Source organism: Pigmentiphaga litoralis (genome assembly GCF_013408655.1).
Lineage (GTDB): Bacteria > Pseudomonadota > Gammaproteobacteria > Burkholderiales > Burkholderiaceae_B > Pigmentiphaga > Pigmentiphaga litoralis_A.
This window is the reverse complement of record NZ_JACCBP010000002.1, coordinates 526,131-552,681: the sequence shown is the minus strand read 5'-3', so window position 1 is coordinate 552,681 and position 26,551 is coordinate 526,131. Positions and strand designations below refer to the sequence as shown.

Genomic DNA, 26,551 nt, shown 5'->3' with positions numbered 1-26,551 from the left:
TTGCATGAATTGACTAGATGGGTTGACTGACTTCGTCAACTCTGGTGTACTAGTTGACTTCACAAAATTTTATCGCTTGCTCGACATCGAGTGGGCGCTATGTGTCCCCAGGACACCTAATCGAACCGGAGAGAGCTATGTCCAACGCAACCGACAGCTTGAACGCCGTACAGGGTACGCTCGTCCAACGGGGCGTTCTTGACGTAAAGTTTTTTTTCAAGCTTGAAGCAGACGCTCATGCCTTAAGTCACGTGGAACAGAGCATGGCTGATGTCCTCCAAGCTTATTGCAACGGGTCAGTGTCGCCACGTGCTCGATGCAACGATAAGCATCTCGCCCACGCTTAAATTTTCGCTGTTTGTATTGTGGGGCTCCAATTGGGGGCCCCAATTTTTTTTGTCGCACCAGAATGGCAATTAATCTCAAAGACGACCATATTGCGCACTGTCTATCGCTGGCTAGCCACGTTTCGGAACTATACGGCCAGCGGGTGCCCGACCGTACGTCGACAGTGAAGTCGATCGGCTATCTGCAGGACCTCGCCGAAGATCTCACCAAGAAGCCGATCCAATACACAACGGTGCACGTGAGTGAAAAAACCCAGATTATCAAGGGTTTTTACTTAGCGCGAGAAGACTACCTTGAGATTGTCATCCTGGAGGATCTCAACGACTGCTGGGAGCGATTTGTACTATGCAAAGAGCTTTTTCACGCCTTCATTGACTGCGATGAATACAGGAACATGGATTTGAAGGTGCAGGCCGCAGGTATTTACCCGGTGTTTGCAGCAGACCCAGCGGCAGTGGATGCGATTTTGTCTGTTGACGCTGAGTACTTGGCGGAGATTGCAGCTATTGAGTTCCTTCTTCCTTTTTCTGAGAGGAAGGCGTGCCTTGCAGCAGGACGGAGTACCGACTCAATTGCTGAGCAGTACAAGATTCCGGCCGTGATGGTTGATCGGTACTGTTTGCCAAACAACATGGCAGCAATGGCTGCACATTTCGACTAGAGAGCTCGTCGCTTGCAAGGAGCGAGTGGTGCTGCTTCTGGTTCGTCGGCCGACACGTGGTGGACCGGTAAAGGCCGGCTTCTGAGGCGACTTTGCACGAGTGCCGAGTGCTAAAAAATATTCCTGAAGCCCAGTCAGGGTAATGCCGGCGCCGACAGCAGCGTCTGCCATCTTTCCGTATTCTGCCGTGCACTCTCCCGCCACGATTCGTAGGGTACGGGGGTCATCAGCGCCGGTGCGGGTTCCGGGATCGCCGCCGGCCTGACCACTGGCGGCGCGGACTTCGGCGGCGGTAAGGGCGTTCCGCAGGCCGACAAGAGCAGCGGCATTATGCGAGAAGCCTGCGCATTCTCATCGCGGCGTGACTTGTCGTTGTAGGTGACTTGCGCATTGGCTTCCATCCTGTTGAATTCGATCAGGCGCTGATCCGGCTCGGCGTTGCGGGCGGCCGTCGCTGCGTCTTTGCGCGCGGTGGCCACCACGGCGACTTGCGTCTGTGTTTGGGCGGTGCCGCGCCAGCCCTGCGCCGTCCAGCCAGCCCCGGCGCCCACCAGCAGGCCGATCACGGCACCGATGCCCAGGGCGCCGAGCGGGCTCATGCCGGCACCTGCAGCGCAGCCTTCGCGCCCTTCCATAGGTTCTGACGGTCGGACAGGCCATTGATGCCGCCGTTGATCCGGCGCGTGATGGTCACGAAGTCGGCCATCGTGCCGGTGTCCGCCAGCGGGTTGAGTCGCTTGTAATCGGTCCAGAACCATGCCGCTGACAGCGCAGCCCACTCGCGTTCTTCAAGGCGCGCCGGCTCGGCAACGAAGTCGGGCGTGGCGGGGCCGGCCTTCCGCAAACCGTCGCGGGTGGCCGCGTAGTTGGCCCGGCCGGTCGTCTGGATCAGGGCACGGCCACGGTACCGGCTGCCGTCACCTGGTTGAGTGTTGCCCAGGTCTGCACGGCCCTCGTAGCGGCTCTGTGCCACCGTCGGCCCCCACAACTCACGTACATACACCAGCCGCCCGGACTCGTGCGTCAGCTGGGCCAGGAAGGCGGCACCACGGCGCGGCGTGTTGATCTGGAACGCCTGCATCGCCGCCTTCAATGGCGACAGCCAGGGCGCAGCGCGGCCGATCGGAGAATCGGTGGCGCGCGCCAGCTGCTGTACGGTCAAGATCATGATTCGTACCTCCGCGTGTGTTTGAGCACGACCACGACCACGTACATCGCAAGGGACACGGCCAACGCTGTGCCGCCGTTGGTCACCCAGCCGGATGCAAGGATGCGCACAGCGGCGCCCACTGCAGTAATGGCGATCGCGCTCAGGGCAACGCGCTCGAGCAACGTGTCGTTGATCGTCGGGGCGAAGACGGCCAGCGTTGCGCCGGCAGCCACAGTGAGCCAGCAAAGGAAGGCGATTACCGCCTTGCCGGTGATTTAAAACGTCGCGTCCATGTCAGGCACCTCCCTTGCGGCCGCTGATGCGGTCAATCACGGCCTGCCAGATGGCCGCCACGGGCACCGTCTGAAGGGCTTCCCAGCCACGGCTGACGATGGCCATGCCGAAGACGCCAAGCAGGAACCCGGTCAGGCCCTCGGGCATGCTGTGAGGTGCGCCACGTGAGGTGCGGCGTAATAGCTCACCAGCGAGCCGCTGGCCGCCTTGCTGATGCGGGCCATTGGCGAACCCTGGAGATAGCGCATGTTGACCAAAGCACCAGCCACGCCCGCTAGCTTGACTGCCAAGTCGTCAATGTTGAATTCCGTCATTGATCCCTGCCGACAAGAAAAAGCCCGCGCGCGGTGGGCTTGGGTGCTGCTGTTGGTCAATCGCCACCGCCGGTATCTGGCGGTGGCTCGTGCTGCACCGTGTTCGTTGGCGACGAGTTGCCCCAAAGGTCTACGCAGCGCAGCGAAAAGACGACGTCGCCATTCGTACCCAGTAGCAACGAAACGTCTACATATGGTTCGCGATTGGGCAGACCGCTCCAGCTGAAGCCTGGGTAGTCGCCCACGGATGGCGCGGTGATATAGTGCCGCGCCGCGGCGCCGGCCGTGGACCAGACCAGGCGCAGTGCCAGACAGGACTGCGTCTGGCCGACCGTGCCGCCTGGTGCCGCCGGCGCGCTGCTGGCGACGGTGATTGATGCCTCGGCAGACGGCCGGCTACGGTCACCTTTAGTACGGTGAACGTCACCGCGGGGCTGACTGCACTGCTTGCACCGCATCGTCACACGTCCACTCGATCAAGAAGTTGGTCGTGATGAACTCGCGCCGCATGACACCACCAGTTCACACGCGGATCGTCCGGGAGTCGCCGCGTGGGTTGATTATGTTGACCAGCACCGCCTTGCCTGCCCATAGCTCCTACAAGGTGAGCGTTAGCGACGGCGGCGGTATCCGACGTACTCCGACCTCAGCAGCCACGTTTCCCAATCGGAAGCCGCTGGCGTGCAATGACTCGTCTTAGGGCGGGTTCTGGAGGAACCGGGTACACCGGTGTCATGCTAGGCAATGGGCCAGCTCCACCTCGAACCATGCTGCGGCGTCCTCGACGTCGTGATCCACCAACGCCTCGAACAGATCGAACTGCCTTTGTGTGAAAACTCAAGTCAACTTTACGTTGGTTGGCGCCGTTCTAGAGCGGCGCCGGTGCCGGACACTGGCGTCGCCCAAGTCCGCGCGCATGAACGACAACATCGGCTGATAGCCATTGCCCCTTGCAATCGCCCGAGGCAGCAGCGCCGGCCACCTTGGGATATCAGCCACAGGGATCCAAATGAAAGACCGCCGAAGGGAACAGCTGGTGAGAGTCCGCCAGTAAGGCGCTGCGCCAGACTGCGTGGTGAAGTAGTGCCACCCCATCGTTTCGATAAATCATCGTCCGACAGTCCGGTAATCGCCGAAACGCATCCGGATCAGTGGCTTTATGTCATGCCTACAAACAAAACCCCAGCGTAGGGCTGGGGTCGACGTGAACTCCGCCGCAGTCGCAGATGACCTCAAAAATCCAATTCTGATACCTTGCGGCCTCTGACCCTGAACGGCTTTCCCGGAACCGGACCGGGTCCGGAGAGCTCGAAACCGTTGGCGTCTGCCGGCCTGAAAGTTGCTGGACGGATGCTGGACACTTCGGAATTTGTTAGTGGGCACTTCTGCTGAAGGCCACTGTTAGCGGTGGTGCCCGGGGCCGGAATCGAACCGGCACGCCTCGCGGCGGGGGATTTTGAGTCCCCTGCGTCTACCAATTTCACCACCCGGGCGTCTCGTGACGCGAGCGCGGCAACTGCATGCGCTCGGAGAGAAGTCGTGCATTATAAGCATAACTTTTGCAAAAAGCGCAGCCCACCTGCCCAACCGGTTATCATCGCTGGTTTTCCGCAAGCATTACGCCTCATCCCCCGTGTCTGACCTGACCCTGGACGACTTCGATTACGTCCTTCCTCCCGAGCTGATCGCCCAGTCCCCGGCCGCCGATCGCACTGCCAGCCGTCTGCTGCATCTTGATGCGCAGGGCGGGCTGCATGATCGTCAGTTCACTGACTTGATCGGCCTGCTCCGCCCCAACGATCTCTTGGTGTTCAACGACACGCGCGTGATCAAGGCGCGGCTGTTTGGCGAGAAGTCGAGCGGCGGCAAGGTCGAGGTGCTGGTCGAACGGATCACGGCGCCGGATCGCGCGCTGGTGCACATGCGGGCCAGCAAGTCGCCCAAGGCAGGCGCCGTTATCCGGCTGGAAGACGCGTTTGACGTGACGATGCTGGGGCGGGAAGACGATCTGTTCGACTTGCAGTTCCCGGGGCCGGTGCTGGACCTGCTGGAAGCGCACGGCGCGACGCCTTTGCCGCCGTACATTACGCACACGCCCGACGCGGGTGACGATGCGCGCTACCAGACGGTGTACGCACGGGAGCCGGGCGCGGTAGCAGCGCCGACGGCGGGGCTGCATTTCGATGAGCCGACGCTCTCACAACTGAAAGCCAAGGGTGTGAACACGGCGTTCGTGACGCTGCACGTGGGCGCGGGCACCTTCCTGCCGGTGCGCACCGAAAAGCTATCCGAGCACGTGATGCATAGCGAGTGGTACACGCTTCCGGAAGCCACAATAAAGGCGATCGAAGCAACCAGAGCCCAAGGTGGCCGGGTCATCGCAGTCGGCACGACCAGTGTTCGCGCGCTGGAGTCCGCCGCGAAAGCCCACTGGCCCCTGCAGGCGACTGAGGGCGATACCAAGCTCTTCATTACGCCGGGCTACGAGTACAAGGTGATCGACGCGATGGTCACCAATTTTCATTTACCCAAGTCCACGTTGATGATGCTGATCTCTGCCCTGGCGGGGATGGCCCCGATCAAGGCGGCCTATGCGCATGCCGTGGCGCAGCGCTATCGCTTTTTCAGCTATGGCGATGCGATGTTTATCGAGAAACCATGAACGGACTCAATTTTGAGCTGCTGGCAACGGATGGCCAGGCCCGACGCGGCCGGGTGACGTTGAACCACGGCGTGGTGGAAACGCCGATCTTCATGCCGGTGGGCACCTACGGCACGGTCAAGGCGATGGCGCCGTACGAGCTGAAGGAAATCGGCGCGCAGATCGTGCTGGGCAATACCTTCCACCTGTGGCTGCGCCCGGGCACCGAGATCATGGAGGCCCACGGCGGCCTGCATGGCTTCATGCAGTGGGACAAGCCACTCCTGACGGATTCGGGTGGCTTTCAGGTGTTCAGCCTGGAAGGCTTGCGCAAGATCACCGAAGAAGGCGTGCGGTTCGCGTCCCCCATCGATGGCGCGCGGCTGATGCTGACGCCGGAAGAGTCGATGCGGATCCAGCGTTCGCTCAATTCCGATATCGCGATGGTGTTCGACGAGTGCACGCCGTACATGATGGGCGATCGTCCGGCCACGGCCGAAGAAGCGGCCACGTCGATGCGGATGTCGCTGCGCTGGGCCAAGCGGTCGCTGGATGCGTTCAACGGGCTGGAAAATCCGAATGCGCTGTTCGGCATCGTGCAAGGCGGGATGTACGAGCACCTGCGCGACGAGTCGCTGGCGGGGCTGACGGATATCGGCTTTCACGGGTACGCCATTGGCGGGCTGTCGGTGGGCGAGCCCAAAGAAGACATGCTGCGGATCCTGAACCACGTGGGTCCGCGCCTGCCGCAGAATGCGCCACGCTACCTGATGGGCGTGGGCACGCCGGAAGACCTGGTGGATGGCGTGGCGCACGGGATCGACATGTTCGATTGCGTGATGCCGACCCGCAATGCGCGCAACGGCTGGCTGTTCACGCGATTTGGCGACATCAAGATCCGCAACGCACGCTATCGCGCCGATACGACGCCGCTGGATGAAACCTGTGGCTGCTACACGTGTCAGAACTTTTCGCGGTCGTATCTGCACCATCTTTTCCGCTCGAACGAGATCCTGGGCGCGCGGCTGAATACGATCCACAACCTGCATTACTACCTGAACCTGATGCAGGAAATGCGTGACGCCATTGCGTCCGGCACGTTCTCGGCTTGGCGTGTGAAGTTCCACGCCGACCGGGCGCGCGGCGTCTGACCAAGGTTATCCCTAGTCCTGCCGTGGCCTGCGGGGGCAGCGGTGGGCTACAATTTCGCGTTAATTTCGACGCAAGTCATTGATTTTGGAGAAGAAATGCTGACACTCAACGAGTTGGTCACACCGCTGGCCCAGTTCAATCTCGGCGGCGGCGCTGGCGAAAGCCCCCTGATGGGCATGCTGCCGATCGCCTTGATGTTCGTGATCCTGTATTTCCTGATGATCCGTCCGCAGATGCGGCGCCAGAAAGAACACAAGAACATGGTTGCCGCGCTGGCCAAGGGTGACGAAGTCGTGACATCGGGCGGCTTGCTGGGCCGTGTCGTCAAGGTCAACGAAACGTACGTCACGCTGGAACTGAACCGCGAAGGCGAAAAGTCGGTGGAAGTGCTGGCGCAGAAGGCTGCCGTCGCAACCGTCCTGCCCAAGGGCACGATCAAGGCCCTGTAACAAGGGCACAGGCCGCGCCCCCATATCGGGCGGCGGGTGCGGCCTGGCAAGACGACTTTCCGGGGCTGGCGCATGGCGCCCGCCCCTTTTCGTGTCTTGCCGGCTTCAGGCCGCCCTGCAGTAGCAACACTGGCCGCCGCCACCTTTCGTGGCACGGCCTTCCGAGGTCAGATTACTCATGAATCGTTATCCTCTCTGGAAGTACATCATGGTCGTTGTCGCGATCGTGATCGGCTTCGTCTATACCCTGCCGAACTTTTTCGGCGAATCCCCGGCGGTGCAGGTGTCCAGCGCCAAGGCGACCGTGAAGGTCGACGCGTCGATGATGGGCAGGGTCGAACAGTCGCTGCAAGCGGCCAATATTCCCAATACCGGGCTGTACTTCGACCAGAACGGCCCGGTCGGCACGGTGCGAGCTCGCCTCACGTCGACCGACCAGCAGCTGCGTGCACGGGACCTGCTCGAAAAGGAACTGAATCCGGATTCGACCGACCCGAGCTACACGGTCGCGCTGAACCTGCTGTCGGCCTCGCCGGCCTGGCTGACGTCGCTGCATGCCCTGCCCATGTACCTGGGCCTGGACCTGCGCGGCGGCGTGCACTTCCTGCTCCAGGTGGACATGCGCGCGGCCCTGACCAAGCGGTATGACTCGCTGACCGGTGACGTCCGCAGCCTGCTGCGCGACAAGAACGTGCGCCACAACGGCATCGACCGCGTGGGCGACACGATCGAAGTGAAGTTCCGCGACGAAGCCTCGCGCGAAGCCGCCCGTGGCGCGCTGACCGATGGCATGCCTGATCTTCAGTTCACTGAACAAGTGGCGGGCAGCGACTTCAAGCTGATCGGCGCGCTCAAGCCGGCCGCGATCAAGACGGCGCAGGACAATGCGCTGGGCCAGAACATCAGCACGCTGCACAACCGGATCAACGAACTGGGCGTGGCCGAACCGATCATCCAGCAGCAAGGCGCCGACCGCATCGTGGTGCAGTTGCCGGGCGTGCAGGATGTGGCCAAGGCCAAGGACATTCTGGGCCGCACCGCGACCCTGGAAGTGCGCCTGGTCGATGACTCCCCCGAAGCGCAGGCGTCGTTCGCCAGCGGCACGGTGCCGTTCGGCCTGGAACGCTTCAACGATCGTGACGGCCGCCCCGTGCTGGTCCGCCGCCAGGTCGTGCTGACGGGTGAAAACCTGACGGATGCGCAGGCAGGCTTTGATGGCCAGAGCCAGCAGCCGGCCGTGCACCTGACGCTGGATGCCAAAGGTTCGCGCATTTTCCGCGACGTGACCCGCGACAACCTGAAGAAGCGCATGGCCATCCTGCTGTTCGAGAAGGGCAAGGGCGAGGTCGTGACCGCGCCGGTGATCCAGTCCGAAATCAGCGGTGGACGCGTGCAGATCTCGGGCAGCATGACGTCGGCCGAAGCGGCTGACACCGCCCTGCTGCTGCGCGCCGGTTCGCTGGCCGCCCCGATGGAAATCATTGAGGAACGTACGATCGGCCCGAGCCTGGGCGCGGACAACATCGAGAAGGGCTTCAAGTCGGTGGCCTATGGTTTTGCTGCCATTGCCGTCTTCATGATCCTGTACTACGGCCTGTTCGGCGTGTTCTCGGCGATCGCGCTGTCGGTCAACCTGTTGCTGCTGATCGCCTTGCTGTCCATGCTGCAAGCCACGCTGACCCTGCCCGGTATCGCTGCCATCGCGCTGGCGCTGGGCATGGCCATCGATTCGAACGTGCTCATCAATGAGCGCATTCGGGAAGAACTGCGTGCCGGTGCGTCGCCCCAACAGGCGATCAACCTGGGCTTTGAACGGGCGTGGGGCACGATTCTGGACTCCAACGCCACCACCCTGATCGCCGCGGTCGCCCTTCTGGCCTTTGGCTCGGGTCCGGTCCGTGCGTTCGCCATCGTCCATGGTCTGGGCATTCTGACCTCGATGTTCTCCGCCGTTGTCGGCGCGCGTGCCCTTGCCAATCTTTGGTACGGCCGCCGCAAGAAGCTGCAGAAGATATCCATCGGTCAGGTCTGGAAACCCAAAGAGGTCTAAGAGATGGAATTTTTCCGCATCCACAAAACTATCCCGTTCATGCGTCACGCCGTGATCCTGAACGTGATCAGCCTGGTGACCTTCCTGCTCGCGGTGTTCTTCATCGCGCACAAGGGCTTTCACCTGTCGATCGAGTTCACGGGCGGCACGGTCATGGAAGTGGCCTACCCCCAGGCAGTCGAACTGGAAAAGGTCCGGGAAACCGTGGCCGCCAAGGGCTACACCGACTTCCAGGTGCAGAACTTCGGCACCTCGCGCGACGTGATGATTCGCCTGCCTGTCATTGAAGGCAAGACGTCGACGGTGCAAAGCGCTGAAGTCATGCAGGCGCTGAAGACGGCAGACTCCGCCGTCGAATTGCGCCGCGTGGAATACGTCGGTCCGCAGGTCGGCGAAGAACTGGCGCACGATGGCCTGCTTGCCATGCTGTTCGTGGTGATCGGCATCATGATCTACCTGGCCTTCCGCTTCGAATGGAAGTTTGCCGTGGCCGGCGTGATCGCCAACCTGCACGACGTGGTGATCATCCTGGGCTTCTTCGCCTTCTTTGGCTGGGAGTTCTCGCTGCCCGTGCTGGCGGCGGTGCTGGCCGTGCTGGGCTACTCGGTCAACGAGTCGGTCGTGATCATGGACCGGATCCGCGAAAACTTCCGCAAGCAGCGCAAGGCCACGGTCCGCGAAGTGATCGACAGCGCCATTACGGCGACGATGTCCCGCACGATCATCACGCACGCATCAACGCAGATGATGGTGCTGGCCATGCTGTTCTTCGGCGGCCCCAGCCTCCATTATTTTGCGCTGGCGCTGACGATCGGCATCTGGTTCGGTATCTATTCGTCGGTGTTCGTTGCCGCCGCCCTGGCGATGTGGCTGGGCGTGAAACGCGAAGACATGGTCAAGCCGATCAAGAAGGACACCGAGGTGGTGGGCGGCTGATCCGCTGACTTCCTGGTGATGCAGTCGAAGAGCCCGGCCATGTGCCGGGCTTTTTGTTTTGTATCCGGACGCCCGAAGCAACGAGCCGACTTGATCAACCGGCTACGGTGTGCCGAGAGACAACGCAATGCACCTTCGGGCAAGGACCTCGGTAGGATCGACGAGGGCCATGCGAATGCCTTGTGCATCTCGCGTGTGTCCTTGCACGACCATCGGCAACTCGGTGCAGCCCAGTATGAGCGCACGCGCGCCTATTCTTGCCAGTTCATTGATGGCCGACTGCAGATCGGTTTCACACCCGCCTTGTGTGTACCCTGCCTTAATTCCAAGCGGGCCATAGATGGCGTTCATGACCTTCAATTGGGCAGCGTTGGAGGGCACGAGCAGTGTCAGGCCGCGTTGCTTCGCTGCAGCAGCGTAGACGCCACTGTTCACCGTGCCACTGGTTGCAAGGAGGCCGATGTGCACGTCGCTACCATGCTGTCTGACTATGCAGTCGAGGGTTTCGGCAATCATGTCGACGATGGGCACATGCAGCCGATGCGCAATGCGCGGAAGGAAGACATGTGCGGTATTGCAGGGGATTGCAATGGCACTTGCGCCCTGCCGCTCGAGCCGTTTACAGGTGGCATACAGCGCCACCGCGGGGTCTGCACCGCGATCCAGCAGAAACGCGGTGCGATCCGGTATCTGCGGGTTTTGTTCCAGCAGGATCTTGAGATGGTCCTGATCGCGAGCGGCGTCTGTGCCGCGGACGACCTTGTTCAGAAAATCCACCGTTGCGGCGGGGCCTACTCCGCCTACGACACCCAGCCGGAAGACTTTACGAGGACCACGGCGCGCCAGGCTCGCTGCGCGGTCGGCCAGAAGACGGTCAATGTGGTCATCCTGAAAGCCGTCGTCGCCAGCGACACGTGGCGTGCCGGTCGATGCGTCGGGCAAGGGTGGTGGCAGTCCGATAACGGGCACACCAACCTCATCGACCAGCAACGGAAGTAGGTGCTGATGACCCGGAGCTGGGAGCAGGACGACTTGGGCCCCCTGTTCGACCAGACGGCGGCAGGCGTCGAAGACGTCGAGCGGCTCGACGCTGCCCTGCGCGGTCGTGCCATCAGGCACAACGGCATCCGGGTTCTCATGCCTGGCCCCAAGCCAGGCGGCCCTCGCGTCGCGCAGCCCCGCCACAAGCTCCGAATACGGCAACACGTGGTTTCGTCCAACGATGCCGAACCTGTCACCCTGCATGGTTGACCCCTGTCTCGCCGCCGTCTATTCCAGGGTGACCTTGCCCTTCTTCACAACATCATCCCAACGCTCGGCTTCATTTCGGATCAACGTGGCAAACTGGGATGGCGTTGCAGGCATCGGCTGCGCGCCCTGCTCTGCCAGAAGCTGCACCGTTGAGGGGTCTTTCGCCAAAGCGATGACCGCCTCCGCCAGTTTGTTCACAACGTCCGCCGGAAGCCCTTTGGGCCCCATCAGGCCAAACCAGGAATCGACCGCCGCGTCGGCGATGCCGGCTTCTTGCATGGTAGGAACATCGGGCAACGCAGGCGAACGTGAGGCGCTGGCCAGCACCAGGGCGCGCAGTTTTCCGGCCCGCACATGTGCCAACACGTTCGGCAAGTTGACGAAGGTCAGCTGCACGCGATTGCCGAGCAGATCAACCATGGCTGGCCCCGCGCCTTTGTACGGTACGTGCGTGAACTCAGCACCCGTCCTGAGCATGAACAATTCGCCAACCAGATGATTCGCCGAGCCGGCCCCTGCGGAACCCATATTCAGCTGGTTGGGATAACGCTTTGCATAGCTGACCAACTCCGCCGCCGTGGTGGCTGGCGTCTGTGGCGAAACGACCAATACATTCGGTACGCTGGCGAACAAGGCGATGGGCGAGAAGTCGCTCCTGGGATCAAACGGCAGACTCTTCGACACCGCCGGCTGAATGGATTGCGCACCCATCGTGGCAAGCAGGAGCGTGTATCCGTCAGGCGCAGCCTTCGCGACGACGTCCGCTCCCATGGTGCCTGCTGCACCCGCGCGGTTTTCCACGACGACCTGCTGTCCCAGGCTGCTCGAAAGCCGATCGGCCAGGATGCGTCCCATCAGATTGACACTGCCGCCTGGCGGGAAAGGCACGATGAGCCGTATCGGCTTCTCGGGAAAGGGTGCCGCATGCGCGGCCTGCAGGAACACTGCGCATAACGCGGAAGCAATGAGAAGTGCAAACGGTTTCATGGGCGGCTCTTCAAAGAAACGGGTGGGAACTTCGGCAGGCAGTGGCGAGGTCGCCGGGCAGCTCAGGCTTGCTTGGCAGCCAGTGCGCGGATGTCGCGCTTGAGGGTGTCTCGTGCAGCAGTGAGTCGATGGCGGCGCGATTCTCCGTCAGACAGCAAGGTCTGAAGGCTCTGTCGCTGAACCTCGATACGTCCACGGACCACCGACGGCGCGGGTCCGCCCGTAGCCATTCGGGCTGCGACGTTGCGTACCGGATCGAGGCAATTTCGGACCGTTGCTTCGCTGAGGTGCATCGCCCGGCCAAGCTGATCCAATGAGGCGTGGTCGATCATGGCGCTGGTGATCTCATCCGCAGGAACGTGGTGATCCAGCGCATCCCTGACCACCGCGCCGACGACGTGGTGCGCATCGCGGAAGGACAGATCGGCTTCTCGCACCAGCGCATCGGCCAAATCCGTCGCGGTTGAAAAGTTGCGTCTTGCGTGACGGGCCATCGCGTCAGGCTTGGGCTCGACACTTTCCAGTACGAGGCGGAACAGTGCGAGGCATCGCCGGCTCTCTTCCGCGGCTTCGTAGAAACTGCGCATGCTTTCGCGGCTGCCATCGCCGGTGTGGGTGAAGTTGCAGCCTTTCACTGTAGCCAGCGATGCCGTCAACAGGCCGATCAAATGGCTGGCTTTCCCTTTGAGATGCTCCAGGACTGCAGGGTTCTTCTTTTGCGGCATGATGCTCGACGTACTTGCGACGCGGTCAGGAAATTCAAGCAGACCGAACTCGGGTGTTGACCAGATATAGAAGTCTTGCGCCACCCGGCTCCACGTAACGGCATTGATCGTGAGTGCCGACATGAGCTCCCACGCGAAATCGCGCGACGCCACGGCGTCCAACGCATTCTGGACAACACCCGAAAAGCCCAGCCAGTTCGCAACCGCTTCCCGACGGATAGGAAATGCCGTGCCGGCCAACGCTCCGGCGCCCAAGGGGCAGGCGTCCAAGCCAGCAAGTCCTTGCTGCAGGCGAGCCATGTCACGGCCAAGCGCGTCGGCCACGGCGGACAGATAGAAGCCATAGGTAATGGGCTGTGCGGCTTGCATGTGCGTGTAGCCAGGCATGACCACATCCGCAAACAGCTCTGCTCGATCAAGCGCGGCTTTCGCTGCTGCTCCCATGGCGTCCAGTACGTCCAGCGCCAGCGCACGTGAGCGCATACGGTCGACCGTCGCACCGATGTCATTCCGGCTGCGGGCCATGTGCAACCGACCGCCAGCGTCGCGTCCAGCGATGTCCATCAGACGAGCTTCATAGTTGAAGTAGGCCTCTTCACGCCGAGCGTCAAGCGGCACCGCCCCCATGCCTTCCTCTTCCATCTGGACCAGCGCGGAAGCAAGCGCCGCAGAGGTGTTCGTCGGCATCAGGCCGACGGAGTGCAGCATCAACAAATGCGCTTGGTTGATGTCCGTCAGGTGGCCGAAGTTATTCGTGAACTCCCGGTTCAACCTCGGAAGAAACATGTACTCCAGGACTTCTGGCGCGATGGCCTCTTTAAGGCGACGACTGACTTTCGATTCCAAGATGTTCTCCGCTTCAGGTGTGAAAACAGTATGAAAATCGGAGCACGTAACGTCAAATACGAAGATTGGCCAAGTCCATGCAGATTTGATATACGCTTCAATCTCGTTTTGGCGCTTTGTTGACGATGAACTTCAAACAGATCGAGACCTTCCGGTCGGTCATGCTTACCCGTTCCATGACGGTAGCCGCGACGCAATTGCATACCTCACAACCGAACGTCAGTCGGGTGATTGCCCAACTTGAAAAGGAGGTTGGCTTTCCGTTGTTTGAACGTGTCGCGGGTCGCCTGGCGCCCACCGAAGAAGCCGAAGCACTGTTCAGGGATGTCGAACGCGCCTTTATCGGGCTGGACAATCTGCGGGACTCTGCACGTTCGATTCGCCGGTTGGGGACCGGAACGTTGCGCATTGGCGCGGCGGGTTCCATAGCAATGAGCGTCGTTCCATTGGCAATTCGCGCTTTCGGCGCTGTGTACCCCGACGTCCCGATCGTCGTACACACCGGATCGTCCGCCACAGTAGCGAAATGGACTGCGACCCATTTTTGCGATATCGGGCTGGTGTCGTACACATCGGATATTCCTGGCGTCGACATCACCTTGTTGCGGCAGGAAAACGGTGTCTGCGTGGTGCCAGGGACGCACCGTCTGGCCCGGCGGCGACGCATTCGCGCCAGCGATCTGGACGGCGAACGGTTTATCTCGCTGCCCTACGGCAGCGCCACCCGACTTGCGACCGACGCGGCCTTCGACCCAGACCGTCGCTTGCTGACTGTCGAGACGCCTTTCGCCGCAACGATCTGCACGATGGTCAACATGGACTTGGGCGTCGGCATCGTCAACCCGATCGTGACGCGTAGTTTGAAGCTGCCGGGCATACGCGCCATTCCCTTTGATCCCGCGGTTGAATTCCGCAGCTATGTGGTGCGTGCGCCCCAGTTTCCCGCAACGCGGCTTGCCAACTTCTTTCTGGAGTGTCTGGATGAGGCCTGGACGCTGTCTACCTAGGGGTACCGGGAATCAGACGGTTCTCACAGAACACTGGGGGCTGCGACCCATGCAGTGGCAAAATGACGGCGTCATCCCTCCTCAGCTACCCCACCATGGCCAGCCCTAAAAAAATCCGCGTCTGGGATCTTCCTACACGACTGTTCCACTGGCTGCTCGTGGCCTGTATTGTCGGCAGCTACGTGACCATCAAGGTGGGCGGGCTCTGGCTGGATTACCACTTGCTGTTTGGGTATACGACGCTCGGGTTGATCCTGTTCCGCATCGTGTGGGGATTCGTGGGACCGGAGCCCGTGCGTTTCCGGCACTTTGTGCGCGGCCCTGCAGCGGTCATGGCGTACCTGAAGGGCACGCGGGTGCGGGATACGGGGCATAACCCGCTGGGCGCGGTGTCGGTGGTGGCCATGCTGGCGCTGCTGGGCTATCAGGCGGTGACGGGGCTGTTTGCGACGGATGACATCTTGAGTTCGGGTCCGTTGTCGGCCCGGGTGGACAGTGATCTGGCGAGCACGCTGACCGGTCTGCACAAGCTGGATGAGTGGCCGATCCTGATCCTGGTGGCGCTGCATGTGCTGGCGATCATCTACTACCGCATTGCCAAGAAGCAGAAGCTGGCGGCCGCGATGATCACGGGGGATGCACCGGCCGATGAGTTCCATTCGGCGGCGGAGCCGACGCGGGATACGTGGAAGGTGCGCGGGACGGCGCTGGTGATCGCGGTGGTTGCGGCGGGCGTGGTGTACTGGATTACGACGTTGAGGGTGTCGTCGGGGTATTGAGCCAGGTTTGAGGGCGGCCGGACGGTTGAAGCGTTCCGGACGACAACGGGGGCAAGCCGGGGGACATCGTCCCTGGTTGGTCCCCGTTGTTGTTTCGGGTGGTGCGGTTGCTTTGGGTGGTGCGGTTGCTTTGGGTGGTGCGGTTGCTTTGGGTGATGCGGTTGCTTCCGGTGGTGCGGTTGCCTTGGGTGGTGCGGTTGCCTTGGGCGGTGCCGTTGCTTCGGGTGGTGCGGTTGCTTCGGGTGGTGATGTAGCTGTAACTGTAGCCATGGCTACGGCCAGCCACCTCGCTCAAGGCAGACGTTGCGGTTGCCTGCGACGGTTAGCGACTGCCGCCGTCAATGTGCTCAGGAACGGCCACCGCCATGACCACCGCCGCCGCCGTGGCCGCCTCCCCCTCCGCCATGGCCACCGCCGCCGCCAAAGCCGCCTCCCCCACCGCCACGTCCTCCGCCACCACCGCCGCCCATGCCGGGCGCGCCGCCACCGCCACCGCGCTGAAAGCCGCCGCCGTTCATGGACGGGCCGCCTGCGCCGCCGCTACGTTGAAAGCCGCCGCTCATTTGGGGCGCGCCACCGCCGCCCACTTGCGGCGCGGGGCCGCGCGAGTAGCCGCCGCCTGCGCTGATGCTGCGTTCCGACGCGCCGCCGTTGAAGCGCTGGCCGCCGTTAATCTGGGGCGCGGCGCCATCACCGTAGCGTGAACCGCCGCTGATCTGGGGTGCGGCACCACCGCCGCTGAAACGCGGTCCGCCGCTGATTTGCGGGGCGCTGCCGTCGTTGCGGCCGGAGCCCCCGATGAATTGGGGAGACCCGGCGCGCAGGGACCGGCCGTCGTCGCCCTGCCCGGACCGCGGAAAGCCGCCGTCAGGACGGCTGGCGGCCTCGCCGAACGACGACATGCGCGAGCCGCCGGTGGTCTGCGGGTTGCCTGGACCCGTGCGTGGGTTGCCGGGCGCGGTCTGGAAACCGCCAGGTGCCGTTTGCGGGTTGCCCGGCGCGGTCTGCGTGTTGAGCGGCCCGGTTTGCGGGTTCAGGGACCCGGTCTGCGGGAAGCCACCGCGGCTGCCGCCAAAGTCGGACCGCGGAAAGCCCCCGCCATTGCCGCCCTGCATGCCGTTGGGGTTGCCTCGGCCACCAAAGCCATCGTTACCCCGCCCGCCAAAACTGCCGTTGCCGCGGTCGCCGAAGCCCCCGGGCTGGCCGCCCGGGCCTGCTGTGTTCACGATACCTGGAGCGGGCGCTTCGCCAGACATGTGGCGTCCGCCGCCTTGACCCCCGCCGCCGTGACCGCCTGCCCCCTGACCACCGCCAGGAGCTCCGCCTGCCGACCCACCGGGCGCCCCGCCTTGCCCGCCCGGGCCGCGGCCGCCTCCACCGCCGTAGAAGCCCTGCGCGCCACCCGGCACGCCGCCGCCACTGAATTGCTGGCCGCCGCCAGGGCCACCGGGCCCGCGACCGCCGCCGTTGCCACGATCACCGCCACGGTCCCCGAAGCGATCCCCGCCGCGGTCACCGCCATACGCCCCGCGATCCACGCGTCCCAGGTCACCCCGCCCGGCATCCGCACGGGGCCGGAACTGTTCGCGCGATCCGAAACGGTTGCCCGGCCCGCCGTCGCGATACCCGCCATCCCGATACCCGCCGCCCGGGCCATACCCCACCGGCCCGCGATGCCCCGGATCATGGCGCCAGGGCCCGCCGCCCCACGATGTGCGGCTGAAGCGGTTGTAGTTGGTCACGTTGACCACGTTCACGCTGTGCCGGCGCCAGTCATATCCGCCCCACAGCGCGTGGCCGACAAAAATGCCCGACGCAAAACCAAAGATCGCCCCGGCAGCGACATATCCCGGCGGCGACCAGTAGAACGGCGTGTACGCCGGGTACGCCCAGGCGCCGTACACCACCTGCGGGTTGTAGGTCGGCACGTAGATCACGTCGGGCTGGGCCGGTTCGATACGGATGATGGTGCGTGGCGCGGTCTCGGCCACGATCACGTTCTGCTGGGGCGTCGACTGCAGATTGCCGGCCGTCTGCGCCCGATAGCGCATCTCTTGCACCTTGTCCATGACGGCGGTCTGCTGCGACAGGAACGCGTCGCCCAGGTCGGACGTCCAGCGCAGGTGGTCGTTCATCATGTCCAGCACGGTCGGAAAGGCGACCAGCGACTTGACGCTGGGATCCCAGTCTTCCTGCTGCACGGCGTCTTCCAGCGCCGCACCCGTCAGGCCAGGATGCGCCTGGCGCCAGCGCGCCGCTTCCACCACTTCCAGCGGATAGGTGGACGCCATCAGCACCTGCGACAGCAGCGAATCGGGATACAGCGCGATCGGCGCGACCAACTGTTCGAGTTGGCCGGGCTCCGCGTAGCTGGAATTGGATGTGGATGTGGAACGGATATTGGAATCGGGCAACGTCGGGAAGACGGTTTCCTGCGCGATGCCTTGCAGGGGCACGGCAAGCGTCGACAACGCGGCGGCGACGCAGACGGCGATTCGGGAGACGGAGACCATGATGGCTCCTCCTTGAACAGATACCCCATTCGACCGCCGGGACGCAAAAAAAGCCAGAAATCATCCGGCTTTTTTTGCAACAGGCGCCGAAAAGCGCCTCAAAGATATTGCGATCGATTACAGGCGATCAAACTACCCGCAAACCTGCGATTAACCCAGCAACCACGCGGGTTTTGCCGCATCGCAGCACCCGCCGTCCGGCCGCCCGGAATCAGCGTGCGCGGAAGCTGTCGTGGCAGTTCTTGCAGCTGGCGCCCACTGCGCCAAAGGCCGTGCGAATCTGGGCGATGTCGCCCGATTGCGCGGCGGTCTGCAGCTTGGCGACGTCGCCTTCCAGACGCTGCGATGCTTGCACGAACTTGGCGTTGTCGCTCCAGACTTCAGGGCGCGCCTTGCCGCCTTGCGTGCCCGGACCAAAGGCTGCCCAAGGCAGCTTGGACATGGACGCGACCAGGGCAGCATCCGCCTGGACGGTGGCAGCGTCGAAAGGACGTTCGCCCTTAACGATGGCGCCGATACGGCCAAAGTGCGTGGCCATGACGGTCAACGCCGATTGGCGATAGTGAATGGCATCTTCGGGCTTGGCGAATTGGGCGGCAGCCGTTGCGGAATAGAGCATCGGCGCGGCGACCGTACAGGCCACCAGCAGCACACGAGACAGTTTCTTCATGCGGGAAACTCCAGAGAAAGCTTGCGGGAATGCGAAAGAGATGGCGTGAACGGGTCGCAGCAGCTGAACAAAGCCTGCGACAGGCTGCGGAGTGATTGCCCACAGCCTGGCTCAAGCCTACCGTGAAAGGAGGCCGTGAGCTACCTGCCGAAAGCCCGTTACAGCTTGCGCGCCAGCTCAGCCGCAAGGCCAATGTAGCTGCGAGGCGTCATGGCCATCAAGCGTGCCTTGGGTTCTTCCGGCAATTCCAATCCACTGACGAATTCGCGCAACGCTTCTTCGGTGATGCCCTTGCCGCGCGTGAGCGCCTTGAGTTGTTCATACGGCTGTGGCAGGCCATAGCGGCGCATGACCGTCTGGACGGGTTCGGCCAGCACTTCCCAGCAGGCGTCGATATCGGCGTCGATGGCGGCGCTGTTGATTTCGAGCTTGTTCAGACCGCGCAGGCAGGCGTCGTACGCCACCAGCGCGTAGCCGAAGCCCACGCCCAGGTTGCGCAGCACCGTGGAGTCGGTCAGATCACGCTGCCAGCGCGACACGGGCAGCTTGTCGGCCATGTGACGCAGAGTGGCGTTGGCCAGGCCCAGATTGCCTTCGGAATTTTCGAAGTCGATCGGGTTGACCTTGTGCGGCATGGTCGACGAACCGATCTCGCCTTCTTTCAGGCGCTGCTTGAAGTAGCCCAGCGAGATGTAGCCCCAGATGTCGCGGTTCACATCCAGCAGGATCACGTTGGCGCGCGACACGGCGTCGAACAGCTGCGACATCCAGTCGTGCGGTTCGATCTGGATGGTGTGACGGTTTTGCGTCAGGCCCATCGAGGTCAGCACCTTGGCGCTGAAGCCTTCCCAATCGATTTCCGGATAGGCCGACAGGTGGGCGTTGTAGTTGCCGACGGCGCCGTTCATTTTGGCCAGCGGTTCGACGCGGGCGATTTCGGCAATCGCGCGGCTCAGTCGGGCGGCCATGTTTGCGAATTCCTTGCCCATGGTGGTCGGGCTGGCCGGCTGGCCGTGGGTGCGCGACAGCAGCGGCTGGTCGGCATGGTCGTTGGCCAGCGCCACCAGCTTGTCGTGCAGGCCCTGCAATGCGGGCAGCAGGCCTTCCTTGCGCGCCGCGTTCAGCATCAGCGCGTGCGACGTGTTGTTGATGTCTTCGGACGTGCAGGCAAAGTGGATGAATTCGGCCGCGCCCGACAATTCGGCGTGATCGGCGACCTTTTCCTTCAGCCAGTATTCGACTGCTTTCACGTCGTGGTTGGTGACGCGTTCGATGTCCTTGATGCGCTGCGCGTCGGCTTCGGTAAAGTCAGCGACCAGCGCCTTCAGGCGCGCGCGGGCGTCGGCCGAGAACGCGGGCAGTTCGGGCAGGCCTGCGTCGGACAGTGCTTCAAGCCAGGTGACTTCGACCTGGACCCGATGCAGCATGAAGCCGGCTTCGGAAAGGAGCGGGCGCAAAACGGCGCCCCGGCTGGCATAGCGACCGTCCAGCGGCGACAATGCATTGAGTGGGCTGAGCTGGTCGGAAGTTTTCATAAGCGCTTGATAGTAAAAAGAAATTGTAGCACCGGCGCATCAGGGGATACATCCCGGGTGGTATACTCGGCGCCCGTTCGGGCTGCGTTCAAGGTTCGTGCGAATACGCGTACAGACACGTCATCAGTCGTCCCTTTTATCATCTTTTTTCTGATCCGCTGCACTATGAAACTGATCGGTTCCCTGGCCAGCCCCTTCGTTCGCAAAGTGCGGATCGTGATGGCCGAGAAAAAACTCGACTACCAGTTCGAGCTGGAAGATGTGTGGGCCCCCGATACGCGTATCCAGGATTCCAACCCGCTCGGCAAGGTGCCCTGCCTGGTGATGGAAGACGCCGGCGCCGTGTTCGACTCGCGCGTGATCGCCGAGTACCTGGACACCATGAGCCCGGTCTGCCGCCTGCTGCCGCAATCGGGCCGCGAGCGCGCCGAAGTCAAATGCTGGGAAGCGCTGGCCGACGGCCTGCTGGACGCCGCCATCCTGATCCGCGCCGAACATACGCAGCGCGATCCGTCCTTGCGCAGCGACGCCTGGATTGCCCGCCAGCACGGCAAGATCCGCGCATCGCTGGACGCAATGGCCAATGGCTTGGCCGAAAAGCCGTTCTGTGTCGGCAACAGCTACACGCTGGCCGACGTGGCGACCGGGTGCGCATTGGGATACCTGGACTTCCGCTTTCCCGACCTGGACTGGCGCAGCCGCCATCTGAACCTGGCGCGTCTGCTGGACAAGCTCAGCCAGCGTCCGTCGTTCATGGATACGCGACCGCCTGCGGCGTAATGGTTGCTGCTGGCCCGCCTGCGGCGTAATGGTTGCTGCTTGCCCGCCTGCTGCGTGACGGCCGGCGGCACATGCCGTCGCCTTCCTACGTAATTCCCCACCTGGCCCGATTCGTCCGGGCATTCATCTTCCCGTGACCCTGCGCTGCTATCCTAGTCGGCTATCTGGCTGACCCAAGGAAGTGCGCATGGCCTGGTTTGCTCCCCGTTACGCCACACTCTGGCTGTCCGTTCTCGGCACGATCGTTTTCGGCGCCGTCGCATTTGAACGGCCGGGCTGGGCGATTGCCGCGCTGATCTGCGCCCTGCTCGTTGCCGTCGGCATCTACGACCTGCGGCAGACGCAGCACGCGATCCTGCGCAACTACCCCATCATTGGCAACCTGCGTTTCCTGTTCGAACTGGTGCGCCCCGAAGTGCGTCAGTACTTCCTGGAAGACGACACCAACGCGCAGCCGTTCTCGCGCAACCAGCGGTCGATCGTGTATCAGCGCGCCAAGCAGGAACTGGACAAGCGCCCGTTCGGCACACAAGAAGACGTCTACAACACGCGTTATGAATGGATCAACCATTCCATGGCGCCGATCCACATCGACAACTACGACTTTCGCGTCACCGTGGGCGGGCCGGACTGTACGCAGCCCTATAACGCGTCGATCTTCAATATTTCGGCCATGAGTTTCGGGTCGCTGTCGGCCAACGCCGTGCTGGCGCTGAACACCGGCGCCAAGAAAGGCAATTTTGCGCACGACACCGGTGAAGGCGGCATCAGCAGCTACCACCGCAAGCCGGGCGGCGACCTGATCTGGAATATCGGATCGGGTTACTTCGGCTGCCGCGATGCCGAGGGCCGCTTCAACGAAGAAGCCTTTGTGCGCAACGCCACGCAGCCCAATGTGCGCATGATCGAGATCAAGCTGTCGCAGGGCGCCAAGCCCGGCCACGGTGGCATTCTGCCGGGCAGCAAGGTCACGGCCGAAATTGCCGAGGCGCGCGGCGTGCTGGTTGGCGTCGATTGCAATTCACCGTCGGCGCATGGGGAATTCAGCACACCGATCGGGCTGATGCAGTTCGTCAAACGCCTGCGCACCCTGTCGGGCGGCAAGCCGGTCGGCTTCAAGCTGTGCCTGGGGCACCCGTGGGAATGGTTTGCCATCGTCAAGGCCATGCTGGAAACCGGCATCACGCCGGACTTTATCGTGGTGGACGGAGCCGAAGGCGGCACGGGCGCGGCGCCCGTGGAATTTACCGACCACGTGGGGGTGCCGCTGCAGGACGCCCTGCTGCTGGTGCACAACACCCTGGTCGGGACCCGGCTGCGCGATCGCATCAAGCTGGGGGCCTCGGGCAAGATCATCACGGCGTTCGACATTGCGCGGACCATGGCGATGGGCGCCGACTGGTGCAACAGCGCGCGCGGCTTCATGTTCGCGGTGGGCTGCATCCAGGCGCAGACCTGCCACACGGGCACCTGCCCCACCGGCGTCACCACGCAAGACCCGGTGCGCCAGCGCGCCATCGTCGTTCCCGACAAGGGGGAACGGGTCTACAACTTCCACCGCAACACGCTGCGGGCGCTGTCGGAATTGGTCTCAGCCGCCGGACTGCCGCACCCGAACAAGCTGGGGCCGGAGCACATCGTTCGGCGGTTGTCGGGCAATGAGGTGAAGCTGCTGGCCGGACTTTTCCCGTTCCTGAAGCCCGGTGAATTGCTGGACGGCGAGGTCGAGTACGCGGTCTACCGGACGTTCTGGCCGATGGCGCAGGCGAATTCGTTCGAGCCGGTCAAGCCGGAGACGGCCACCGGGACGAACCCCGGTGCGCCGAAGCAGACGGTGAGCGAAGCCGTAGTCGAGAAGATGAGCGCTTGAGGGCTCAGGACGCGATGATGCCGCCGCCCAGGCAGATGTCGCCGTCATACAGCACCGCCGACTGACCGGGCGTGACGGCCCATTGCGCGGCGGAGAAATCCAGCGCGAATTCGGCGCCGCTGGCGGCATTCAGCACGGCCGGTGAATCGCTCTGGCGGTAGCGGGTCTTGGACCCGTATTCGCTGGCCAGCACCGGCGCGTCGCCCGCCACCCACGACGCGTTCTGCGCCTGCAAGGACCGGCTCAACAACCACGGATGGTCATGCCCCTGCACCACGTACAGCGTGTTGCTCGGGATGTCCTTGCGCGCCACGTACCAGGCGTCGCTGGTGCCATCGTCGTGCTGCTTGCCTTTCACGCCACCAATGCCCAGCCCCTTGCGCTGGCCCAGCGTGTAGAACGACAGGCCGACGTGTTCCCCGATCAGATCGCCTTCGGGCGTCTTGATCGGGCCCGGCTTGGTGGGCAGGTAACGATTCAGGAAATCGCGGAAGGGCCGTTCGCCAATAAAGCAGATGCCGGTCGAATCCTTCTTGGCGGCGTTCGACAGGCCCAGTTCATGGGCAATGCGCCGCACTTCGGTCTTCGGGATCTCGCCTAGCGGAAACACGGTGCGCGATAGCTGCTGCTGGTTCAGACGGTGCAGGAAATAGCTCTGGTCCTTGCTGGCATCCAGCGCCTTCAGCAACTGGAAGCGGCCGGCATCAGGACCGTCCGTCGCCTGCCGTACCCGGGCATAGTGACCCGTGGCAATCTGTTCGGCGCCCAGCGCCATGGCGTGATCCAGGAAGGCCTTGAACTTGATTTCGGCATTGCACAGCACGTCGGGATTGGGCGTGCGTCCGGCGGAATATTCCGTCAGGAATTCGGCGAACACGCGATCCTTGTATTCCGCCGCAAAATTCACGGCTTCGATGTCGACACCGATCATGTCGGCCACGCTGACCGCATCCAGCCAATCCTGGCGGGTCGAGCAGTATTCGGAATCGTCGTCATCTTCCCAATTCTTCATGAACAGGCCGACCACCTCGTAGCCCTGCTGCTTGAGCAGCCACGCGCTGACCGAGGAGTCGACTCCCCCGGACATGCCTACGACGATACGACCCTTGTTTGCCATGATGAATTGCCAATGCTGCGAGTGAAAATCAGTTGTCTGAAAGGGGGGAATCTGAAACCGACGAATCCGTATGAAGCGCGGTCAGCGGGATCCAGCCCCGGCCACTGGCGCGACCGGCCAGGTAGTGGTCCACGCATTGCATGACCAGGGGACTGCGGTGTCTGGCCGGACAGGCCCGCAATGCGTCGGCGGTCATCCAGAGGGCGCGGCGGATGCCGACGTCCAGCTCGCGGGTACGATCGGGCTCGCCGACCGTGCCAACGAAAGCGAACCTGAGATAGGTGGTGCCGGTTCGTGCATTGTCACCCCCCGTGCGCCATAAATAAGTGCCGAGCAGGCCGACCGGCTGCAGCACGTGGGCAGTTTCTTCGAGGGTTTCGCGGATGGCTGCCGCGGCCAGGGACTCGCCGGGTTCGAGATGGCCGGCGGGCTGGTTCAGCCGGACACCGTCCGCGGTGTCTTCTTCGACCATCAGGAATTTGCCGTCACGCTCGATCACGGCAGCAACGGTGGCGCGGGGCGTCCAGACGTGGGTGTCGTTCAAGTTCATCTGGCGATTTTACTTCAGCCCAAGCGCAGACGGCGTACCGCGGCAGCAGAAGCCGGGTACGCCGTCGATGGGCGACAGCCGCGCAACCCCTGTGGACCGTAGCCCCGGGGGCGCGCAGGGGCAGCGCCCTTAGCCGCGCAGGCCAGGCATCGTAAAGCCGGTAGCCTTGAGCTTGGCCAGCATGTCGGCTTCCTGGTCACCAGGCAGTTCGACCAGCGGCGGACGCACGGTGCGCCATGCCGAGTCGCCCGAAAAGTCGGCGATGATGGCCTTGAGCGCCGGGATCATCGAGTACTTCTGGACCAGTTCGCGGGTAGACGTAATGCCTTGCTGAAGCGCGTCGGCTTCGGCCGTCTGCCAGTTGCGATACACGTTGGCGATCGCACCCGGGTTGACGTTGCCGGTGGCGGTGATGCAACCCTTGCCGCCATGACGCATGTTTTCGAGCAGGAACACTTCGCTGCCGGCAAACACGTCAAAGCCCGACTTGGAAAATTCGTCCAGCAGCGCCTTGGTGTTGCTCCAGTCGCCCGACGAGTCCTTCAGGCCGGCGATATTCTTCGGGTACGCCTTCAGCAGACGCTCCACCAGCTTGAGCGAAATGCCGACCTGCGAGACCGGGGGGATGTGATACAGGTAGACCTGCAGCGCATCGCTCGCCACCGTCTCGATCACGGTGCTGTAGTAGCGGAACAGACCTTCGTCGGACACGCCTTTGTAGAAGAACGGCGGCAGCATCAGCACGCCACCGCAACCCAGCTTGGCGGCGTGGGCGGTCATGGTGATGGCGTCCGTCAGGCTGGACGCGCCGGTACCAGGCATCAGCGTCTGCGCGGGCACGCCCGAGCCGACCAAGGCGTCCAGCAGCGCCGTCTTTTCGTTGACCGACAACGAGTTGGCTTCACTGTTCGTGCCAAACACCGCCAACCCCGCGCAACCGCTGTCCAGCAGCCACTGGCAGTGCTTCACGAACCGCGAGGCATCCGGCGCGTAATCAGGTTTGAAGGGCGTGACAACCGGTGCGAGAACACCTTCCAGGCGGGTAGACGTCGACATGATTCATCCGAAAAAAGCGATCACGCAAAGCGGATCAGAGTTGACTGGGTTCGATACAAAAGAACGAAAAAAATCAGTGGGTCTCAATGCGGCGCAGGCGGGTCATGCCGTTGCGTAGGTGGGCATGGGCCGCGATACGCGCCGCTGCCGGGTCATGCGCGGCGATCGCATCAAAGATCGCCTGGTGTTCCAGCTGGATGTCGCGCAGCCAGCCGGCGATCTCACAGTTCACGCGGCTGATCGACAGCTGCTCGCGCGTGTGGCGCTCCAGGAATTCGACAAACCCGTCGTACAGCGCGTTGTTCGCCGCGCGAGCAATCGCGCGATGGAAACGCAAGTCTTCCTCGACGCCGTTCGACCCGATCTCGCTGGCGCGGTTAAGCGTGTTCAACGCGGTGCGGATCGCCTTGATCTGCGGCGCCGTCCCGCGCTCCGCAGCCAAGGCCGCCGCTTCGGTTTCGACGCCAATGCGCAGCTCGAACACTTCCTGCACCAGCTTGTGGCTGTCCTTGCGGTCGCCGTCGATCCGGAACGGCGTGTTCCGCAAGGAGCTGGCCACGAAAGCGCCCAGTCCCTGTTTCGTGATGACCAGGCCGTCCGACTTCAGGCGCGAAATGGCTTCGCGCACCACGGTGCGGCTGACACCGTAATCGGTGGCCAGCTTTTCTTCCGTCGGCAACCGGCTGCCTGCCACGCGTTCGCCCGACACGATTTGGGCGGTAAGCGCCTGGCTCAATTGTTCGACAAGGTTGTTGCTGCGAAGCGCGGAAATGGTCATGTACGGGTGATGCAGGGGTCAGGTGCGGGCGCCGGACGGGGCGCCGGGCGGGACACGTCAGGTAGGCGGTACCTTACCCGGTCATCATACAA

24 protein-coding genes and 1 tRNA gene are annotated in these 26,551 nt (G+C 62.9%); 10 read left to right on the top strand and 15 right to left on the bottom strand.

The window, feature by feature from the left end:
• The first annotated feature begins 409 nt into the window (after nucleotides 1-409).
• A complete protein-coding gene (locus tag HD883_RS22590) occupies nucleotides 410-1,009 on the top strand; it encodes an ImmA/IrrE family metallo-endopeptidase (RefSeq protein WP_179589216.1) in 600 nt (199 codons plus the stop codon).
• 134 nt (nucleotides 1,010-1,143) lie between these two features.
• On the opposite strand, the gene HD883_RS22585 is transcribed toward HD883_RS22590, so the two are convergent.
• The 5 genes from HD883_RS22585 to HD883_RS22565 form a co-directional block, all read right to left on the bottom strand.
• Entirely contained in the window at nucleotides 1,144-1,608 is a 465-nt protein-coding gene (locus tag HD883_RS22585) for a hypothetical protein (protein WP_179589215.1), read from the bottom strand.
• On the bottom strand, nucleotides 1,605-2,177 hold the full coding sequence (locus HD883_RS22580; protein ID WP_179589214.1) for a glycoside hydrolase family 19 protein: 573 nt from the start codon (nucleotides 2,175-2,177) through the stop codon (nucleotides 1,605-1,607). Before HD883_RS22580 ends, HD883_RS22585 begins: the two co-directional genes overlap by 4 nt.
• Complete coding sequence (locus HD883_RS22575) at nucleotides 2,174-2,392, bottom strand: hypothetical protein (protein ID WP_257022600.1); 219 nt, start codon at nucleotides 2,390-2,392, stop codon at nucleotides 2,174-2,176. The genes HD883_RS22580 and HD883_RS22575 overlap by 4 nt, the downstream gene beginning before the upstream one ends.
• A 61-nt stretch (nucleotides 2,393-2,453) precedes the next feature.
• Complete coding sequence (locus HD883_RS27835) at nucleotides 2,454-2,600, bottom strand: hypothetical protein (RefSeq protein WP_257022599.1); 147 nt, start codon at nucleotides 2,598-2,600, stop codon at nucleotides 2,454-2,456.
• 1,575 nt (nucleotides 2,601-4,175) lie between these two features.
• A tRNA-Leu gene (locus tag HD883_RS22565) sits at nucleotides 4,176-4,260 on the bottom strand.
• Nucleotides 4,261-4,400: 140 nt separating this feature from the next.
• Between HD883_RS22565 and queA the strand changes: the two genes are divergently transcribed.
• The 5 genes from queA (at nucleotide 4,401) to secF (ending at nucleotide 9,995) form a co-directional block, all read left to right on the top strand.
• Complete coding sequence (queA, locus tag HD883_RS22560; protein ID WP_179589794.1) at nucleotides 4,401-5,429, top strand: tRNA preQ1(34) S-adenosylmethionine ribosyltransferase-isomerase QueA; 1,029 nt, start codon at nucleotides 4,401-4,403, stop codon at nucleotides 5,427-5,429.
• Nucleotides 5,426-6,559 (top strand): tRNA guanosine(34) transglycosylase Tgt, encoded by a 1,134-nt coding sequence (gene tgt, locus HD883_RS22555; RefSeq protein ID WP_179589213.1) that lies wholly within the window; start codon nucleotides 5,426-5,428, stop codon nucleotides 6,557-6,559. The genes queA and tgt overlap by 4 nt, the downstream gene beginning before the upstream one ends.
• 171 nt (nucleotides 6,560-6,730) lie before the next feature.
• The gene (yajC, locus tag HD883_RS22550) at nucleotides 6,731-7,009 is read left to right on the top strand and encodes a preprotein translocase subunit YajC (protein WP_229828809.1); all 279 of its coding nucleotides are present in this window, start codon (nucleotides 6,731-6,733) and stop codon (nucleotides 7,007-7,009) included.
• Between the two features lie 178 nt (nucleotides 7,010-7,187).
• A complete protein-coding gene (secD, locus tag HD883_RS22545) occupies nucleotides 7,188-9,059 on the top strand; it encodes a protein translocase subunit SecD (protein ID WP_179589211.1) in 1,872 nt (623 codons plus the stop codon).
• A gap of 3 nt (nucleotides 9,060-9,062) precedes the next feature.
• Nucleotides 9,063-9,995, top strand: a complete 933-nt coding sequence (secF, locus tag HD883_RS22540; protein WP_179589210.1) for a protein translocase subunit SecF — start codon at nucleotides 9,063-9,065, stop codon at nucleotides 9,993-9,995.
• A 102-nt stretch (nucleotides 9,996-10,097) separates the two neighbouring features.
• Here secF and HD883_RS22535 read toward each other — a convergent pair whose 3' ends face one another.
• The 3 genes from HD883_RS22535 to argH all read right to left on the bottom strand — a co-directional run bounded on the left by HD883_RS22535 (nucleotide 10,098) and on the right by argH (nucleotide 13,804).
• Nucleotides 10,098-11,240 (bottom strand): aspartate/glutamate racemase family protein, encoded by a 1,143-nt coding sequence (locus tag HD883_RS22535; RefSeq protein ID WP_179589209.1) that lies wholly within the window; start codon nucleotides 11,238-11,240, stop codon nucleotides 10,098-10,100.
• A 24-nt stretch (nucleotides 11,241-11,264) separates the two neighbouring features.
• On the bottom strand, nucleotides 11,265-12,233 hold the full coding sequence (locus HD883_RS22530) for a Bug family tripartite tricarboxylate transporter substrate binding protein (protein ID WP_179589208.1): 969 nt from the start codon (nucleotides 12,231-12,233) through the stop codon (nucleotides 11,265-11,267).
• Between the two features lie 62 nt (nucleotides 12,234-12,295).
• Complete coding sequence (gene argH / locus HD883_RS22525; RefSeq protein ID WP_179589207.1) at nucleotides 12,296-13,804, bottom strand: argininosuccinate lyase; 1,509 nt, start codon at nucleotides 13,802-13,804, stop codon at nucleotides 12,296-12,298.
• 125 nt (nucleotides 13,805-13,929) lie between these two features.
• On the opposite strand from argH, the gene HD883_RS22520 reads away from it, so the two are divergent.
• Nucleotides 13,930-14,811 (top strand): LysR family transcriptional regulator, encoded by an 882-nt coding sequence (locus HD883_RS22520; protein ID WP_179589206.1) that lies wholly within the window; start codon nucleotides 13,930-13,932, stop codon nucleotides 14,809-14,811.
• A 62-nt stretch (nucleotides 14,812-14,873) separates the two neighbouring features.
• Nucleotides 14,874-15,590, top strand: coding sequence for a cytochrome b/b6 domain-containing protein (locus HD883_RS22515; RefSeq protein WP_257022598.1), 717 nt, complete (start codon nucleotides 14,874-14,876; stop codon nucleotides 15,588-15,590).
• Between the two features lie 347 nt (nucleotides 15,591-15,937).
• Here HD883_RS22515 and HD883_RS27965 read toward each other — a convergent pair whose 3' ends face one another.
• From HD883_RS27965 to purB, 3 genes are all read right to left on the bottom strand, one after another.
• The gene (locus tag HD883_RS27965; RefSeq protein WP_179589205.1) at nucleotides 15,938-18,103 is read right to left on the bottom strand and encodes a DUF3300 domain-containing protein; all 2,166 of its coding nucleotides are present in this window, start codon (nucleotides 18,101-18,103) and stop codon (nucleotides 15,938-15,940) included.
• A 211-nt stretch (nucleotides 18,104-18,314) separates the two neighbouring features.
• Entirely contained in the window at nucleotides 18,315-18,773 is a 459-nt protein-coding gene (locus HD883_RS22505; RefSeq protein WP_179589204.1) for a c-type cytochrome, read from the bottom strand.
• Nucleotides 18,774-18,931: 158 nt separating this feature from the next.
• Nucleotides 18,932-20,308: an adenylosuccinate lyase gene (gene purB / locus HD883_RS22500; RefSeq protein ID WP_179589203.1), complete on the bottom strand. Its 1,377-nt coding sequence runs from the start codon at nucleotides 20,306-20,308 to the stop codon at nucleotides 18,932-18,934.
• Nucleotides 20,309-20,473: 165 nt separating this feature from the next.
• On the opposite strand from purB, the gene HD883_RS22495 reads away from it, so the two are divergent.
• Nucleotides 20,474-21,088, top strand: coding sequence for a glutathione S-transferase N-terminal domain-containing protein (locus HD883_RS22495; RefSeq protein WP_179589202.1), 615 nt, complete (start codon nucleotides 20,474-20,476; stop codon nucleotides 21,086-21,088).
• Between the two features lie 187 nt (nucleotides 21,089-21,275).
• The gene (locus HD883_RS22490) at nucleotides 21,276-22,958 is read left to right on the top strand and encodes an FMN-binding glutamate synthase family protein (protein ID WP_179589201.1); all 1,683 of its coding nucleotides are present in this window, start codon (nucleotides 21,276-21,278) and stop codon (nucleotides 22,956-22,958) included.
• A 4-nt stretch (nucleotides 22,959-22,962) separates the two neighbouring features.
• On the opposite strand, the gene mnmA is transcribed toward HD883_RS22490, so the two are convergent.
• The 4 genes from mnmA to HD883_RS22470 form a co-directional block, all read right to left on the bottom strand.
• Nucleotides 22,963-24,075 carry a tRNA 2-thiouridine(34) synthase MnmA gene (gene mnmA / locus HD883_RS22485; protein WP_179589200.1) on the bottom strand — a complete coding sequence of 371 codons (1,113 nt, stop codon included), beginning with the start codon at nucleotides 24,073-24,075 and terminating at the stop codon, nucleotides 22,963-22,965.
• A 28-nt stretch (nucleotides 24,076-24,103) separates the two neighbouring features.
• Complete coding sequence (locus HD883_RS22480; RefSeq protein WP_179589199.1) at nucleotides 24,104-24,625, bottom strand: NUDIX hydrolase; 522 nt, start codon at nucleotides 24,623-24,625, stop codon at nucleotides 24,104-24,106.
• Between the two features lie 129 nt (nucleotides 24,626-24,754).
• Nucleotides 24,755-25,681, bottom strand: a complete 927-nt coding sequence (locus HD883_RS22475) for a dihydrodipicolinate synthase family protein (RefSeq protein ID WP_179589198.1) — start codon at nucleotides 25,679-25,681, stop codon at nucleotides 24,755-24,757.
• A gap of 73 nt (nucleotides 25,682-25,754) precedes the next feature.
• Nucleotides 25,755-26,459 carry a FadR/GntR family transcriptional regulator gene (locus HD883_RS22470; RefSeq protein WP_179589197.1) on the bottom strand — a complete coding sequence of 235 codons (705 nt, stop codon included), beginning with the start codon at nucleotides 26,457-26,459 and terminating at the stop codon, nucleotides 25,755-25,757.
• Between the last annotated feature and the right edge of the window lie 92 nt (nucleotides 26,460-26,551).

Coding starts and splice junctions, on each gene's coding strand:
- HD883_RS22590 (WP_179589216.1), top strand. CDS start 410: ATGGCAATTAATCTCAAAGACGACCATATTGCGCACTGTCTATCGCTG.
- HD883_RS22585 (WP_179589215.1), bottom strand. CDS start 1,608: ATGAGCCCGCTCGGCGCCCTGGGCATCGGTGCCGTGATCGGCCTGCTG.
- HD883_RS22580 (WP_179589214.1), bottom strand. CDS start 2,177: ATGATCTTGACCGTACAGCAGCTGGCGCGCGCCACCGATTCTCCGATC.
- HD883_RS27835 (WP_257022599.1), bottom strand. CDS start 2,600: ATGCCCGAGGGCCTGACCGGGTTCCTGCTTGGCGTCTTCGGCATGGCC.
- tgt (WP_179589213.1), top strand. CDS start 5,426: ATGAACGGACTCAATTTTGAGCTGCTGGCAACGGATGGCCAGGCCCGA.
- yajC (WP_229828809.1), top strand. CDS start 6,731: ATGGGCATGCTGCCGATCGCCTTGATGTTCGTGATCCTGTATTTCCTG.
- secD (WP_179589211.1), top strand. CDS start 7,188: ATGAATCGTTATCCTCTCTGGAAGTACATCATGGTCGTTGTCGCGATC.
- secF (WP_179589210.1), top strand. CDS start 9,063: ATGGAATTTTTCCGCATCCACAAAACTATCCCGTTCATGCGTCACGCC.
- HD883_RS22535 (WP_179589209.1), bottom strand. CDS start 11,240: ATGCAGGGTGACAGGTTCGGCATCGTTGGACGAAACCACGTGTTGCCG.
- HD883_RS22530 (WP_179589208.1), bottom strand. CDS start 12,233: ATGAAACCGTTTGCACTTCTCATTGCTTCCGCGTTATGCGCAGTGTTC.
- HD883_RS22520 (WP_179589206.1), top strand. CDS start 13,930: ATGAACTTCAAACAGATCGAGACCTTCCGGTCGGTCATGCTTACCCGT.
- HD883_RS22515 (WP_257022598.1), top strand. CDS start 14,874: ATGACGGCGTCATCCCTCCTCAGCTACCCCACCATGGCCAGCCCTAAA.
- HD883_RS27965 (WP_179589205.1), bottom strand. CDS start 18,103: ATGGTCTCCGTCTCCCGAATCGCCGTCTGCGTCGCCGCCGCGTTGTCG.
- HD883_RS22505 (WP_179589204.1), bottom strand. CDS start 18,773: ATGAAGAAACTGTCTCGTGTGCTGCTGGTGGCCTGTACGGTCGCCGCG.
- purB (WP_179589203.1), bottom strand. CDS start 20,308: ATGAAAACTTCCGACCAGCTCAGCCCACTCAATGCATTGTCGCCGCTG.
- HD883_RS22495 (WP_179589202.1), top strand. CDS start 20,474: ATGAAACTGATCGGTTCCCTGGCCAGCCCCTTCGTTCGCAAAGTGCGG.
- HD883_RS22490 (WP_179589201.1), top strand. CDS start 21,276: ATGGCCTGGTTTGCTCCCCGTTACGCCACACTCTGGCTGTCCGTTCTC.
- mnmA (WP_179589200.1), bottom strand. CDS start 24,075: ATGGCAAACAAGGGTCGTATCGTCGTAGGCATGTCCGGGGGAGTCGAC.
- HD883_RS22480 (WP_179589199.1), bottom strand. CDS start 24,625: ATGAACTTGAACGACACCCACGTCTGGACGCCCCGCGCCACCGTTGCT.
- HD883_RS22475 (WP_179589198.1), bottom strand. CDS start 25,681: ATGTCGACGTCTACCCGCCTGGAAGGTGTTCTCGCACCGGTTGTCACG.
- HD883_RS22470 (WP_179589197.1), bottom strand. CDS start 26,459: ATGACCATTTCCGCGCTTCGCAGCAACAACCTTGTCGAACAATTGAGC.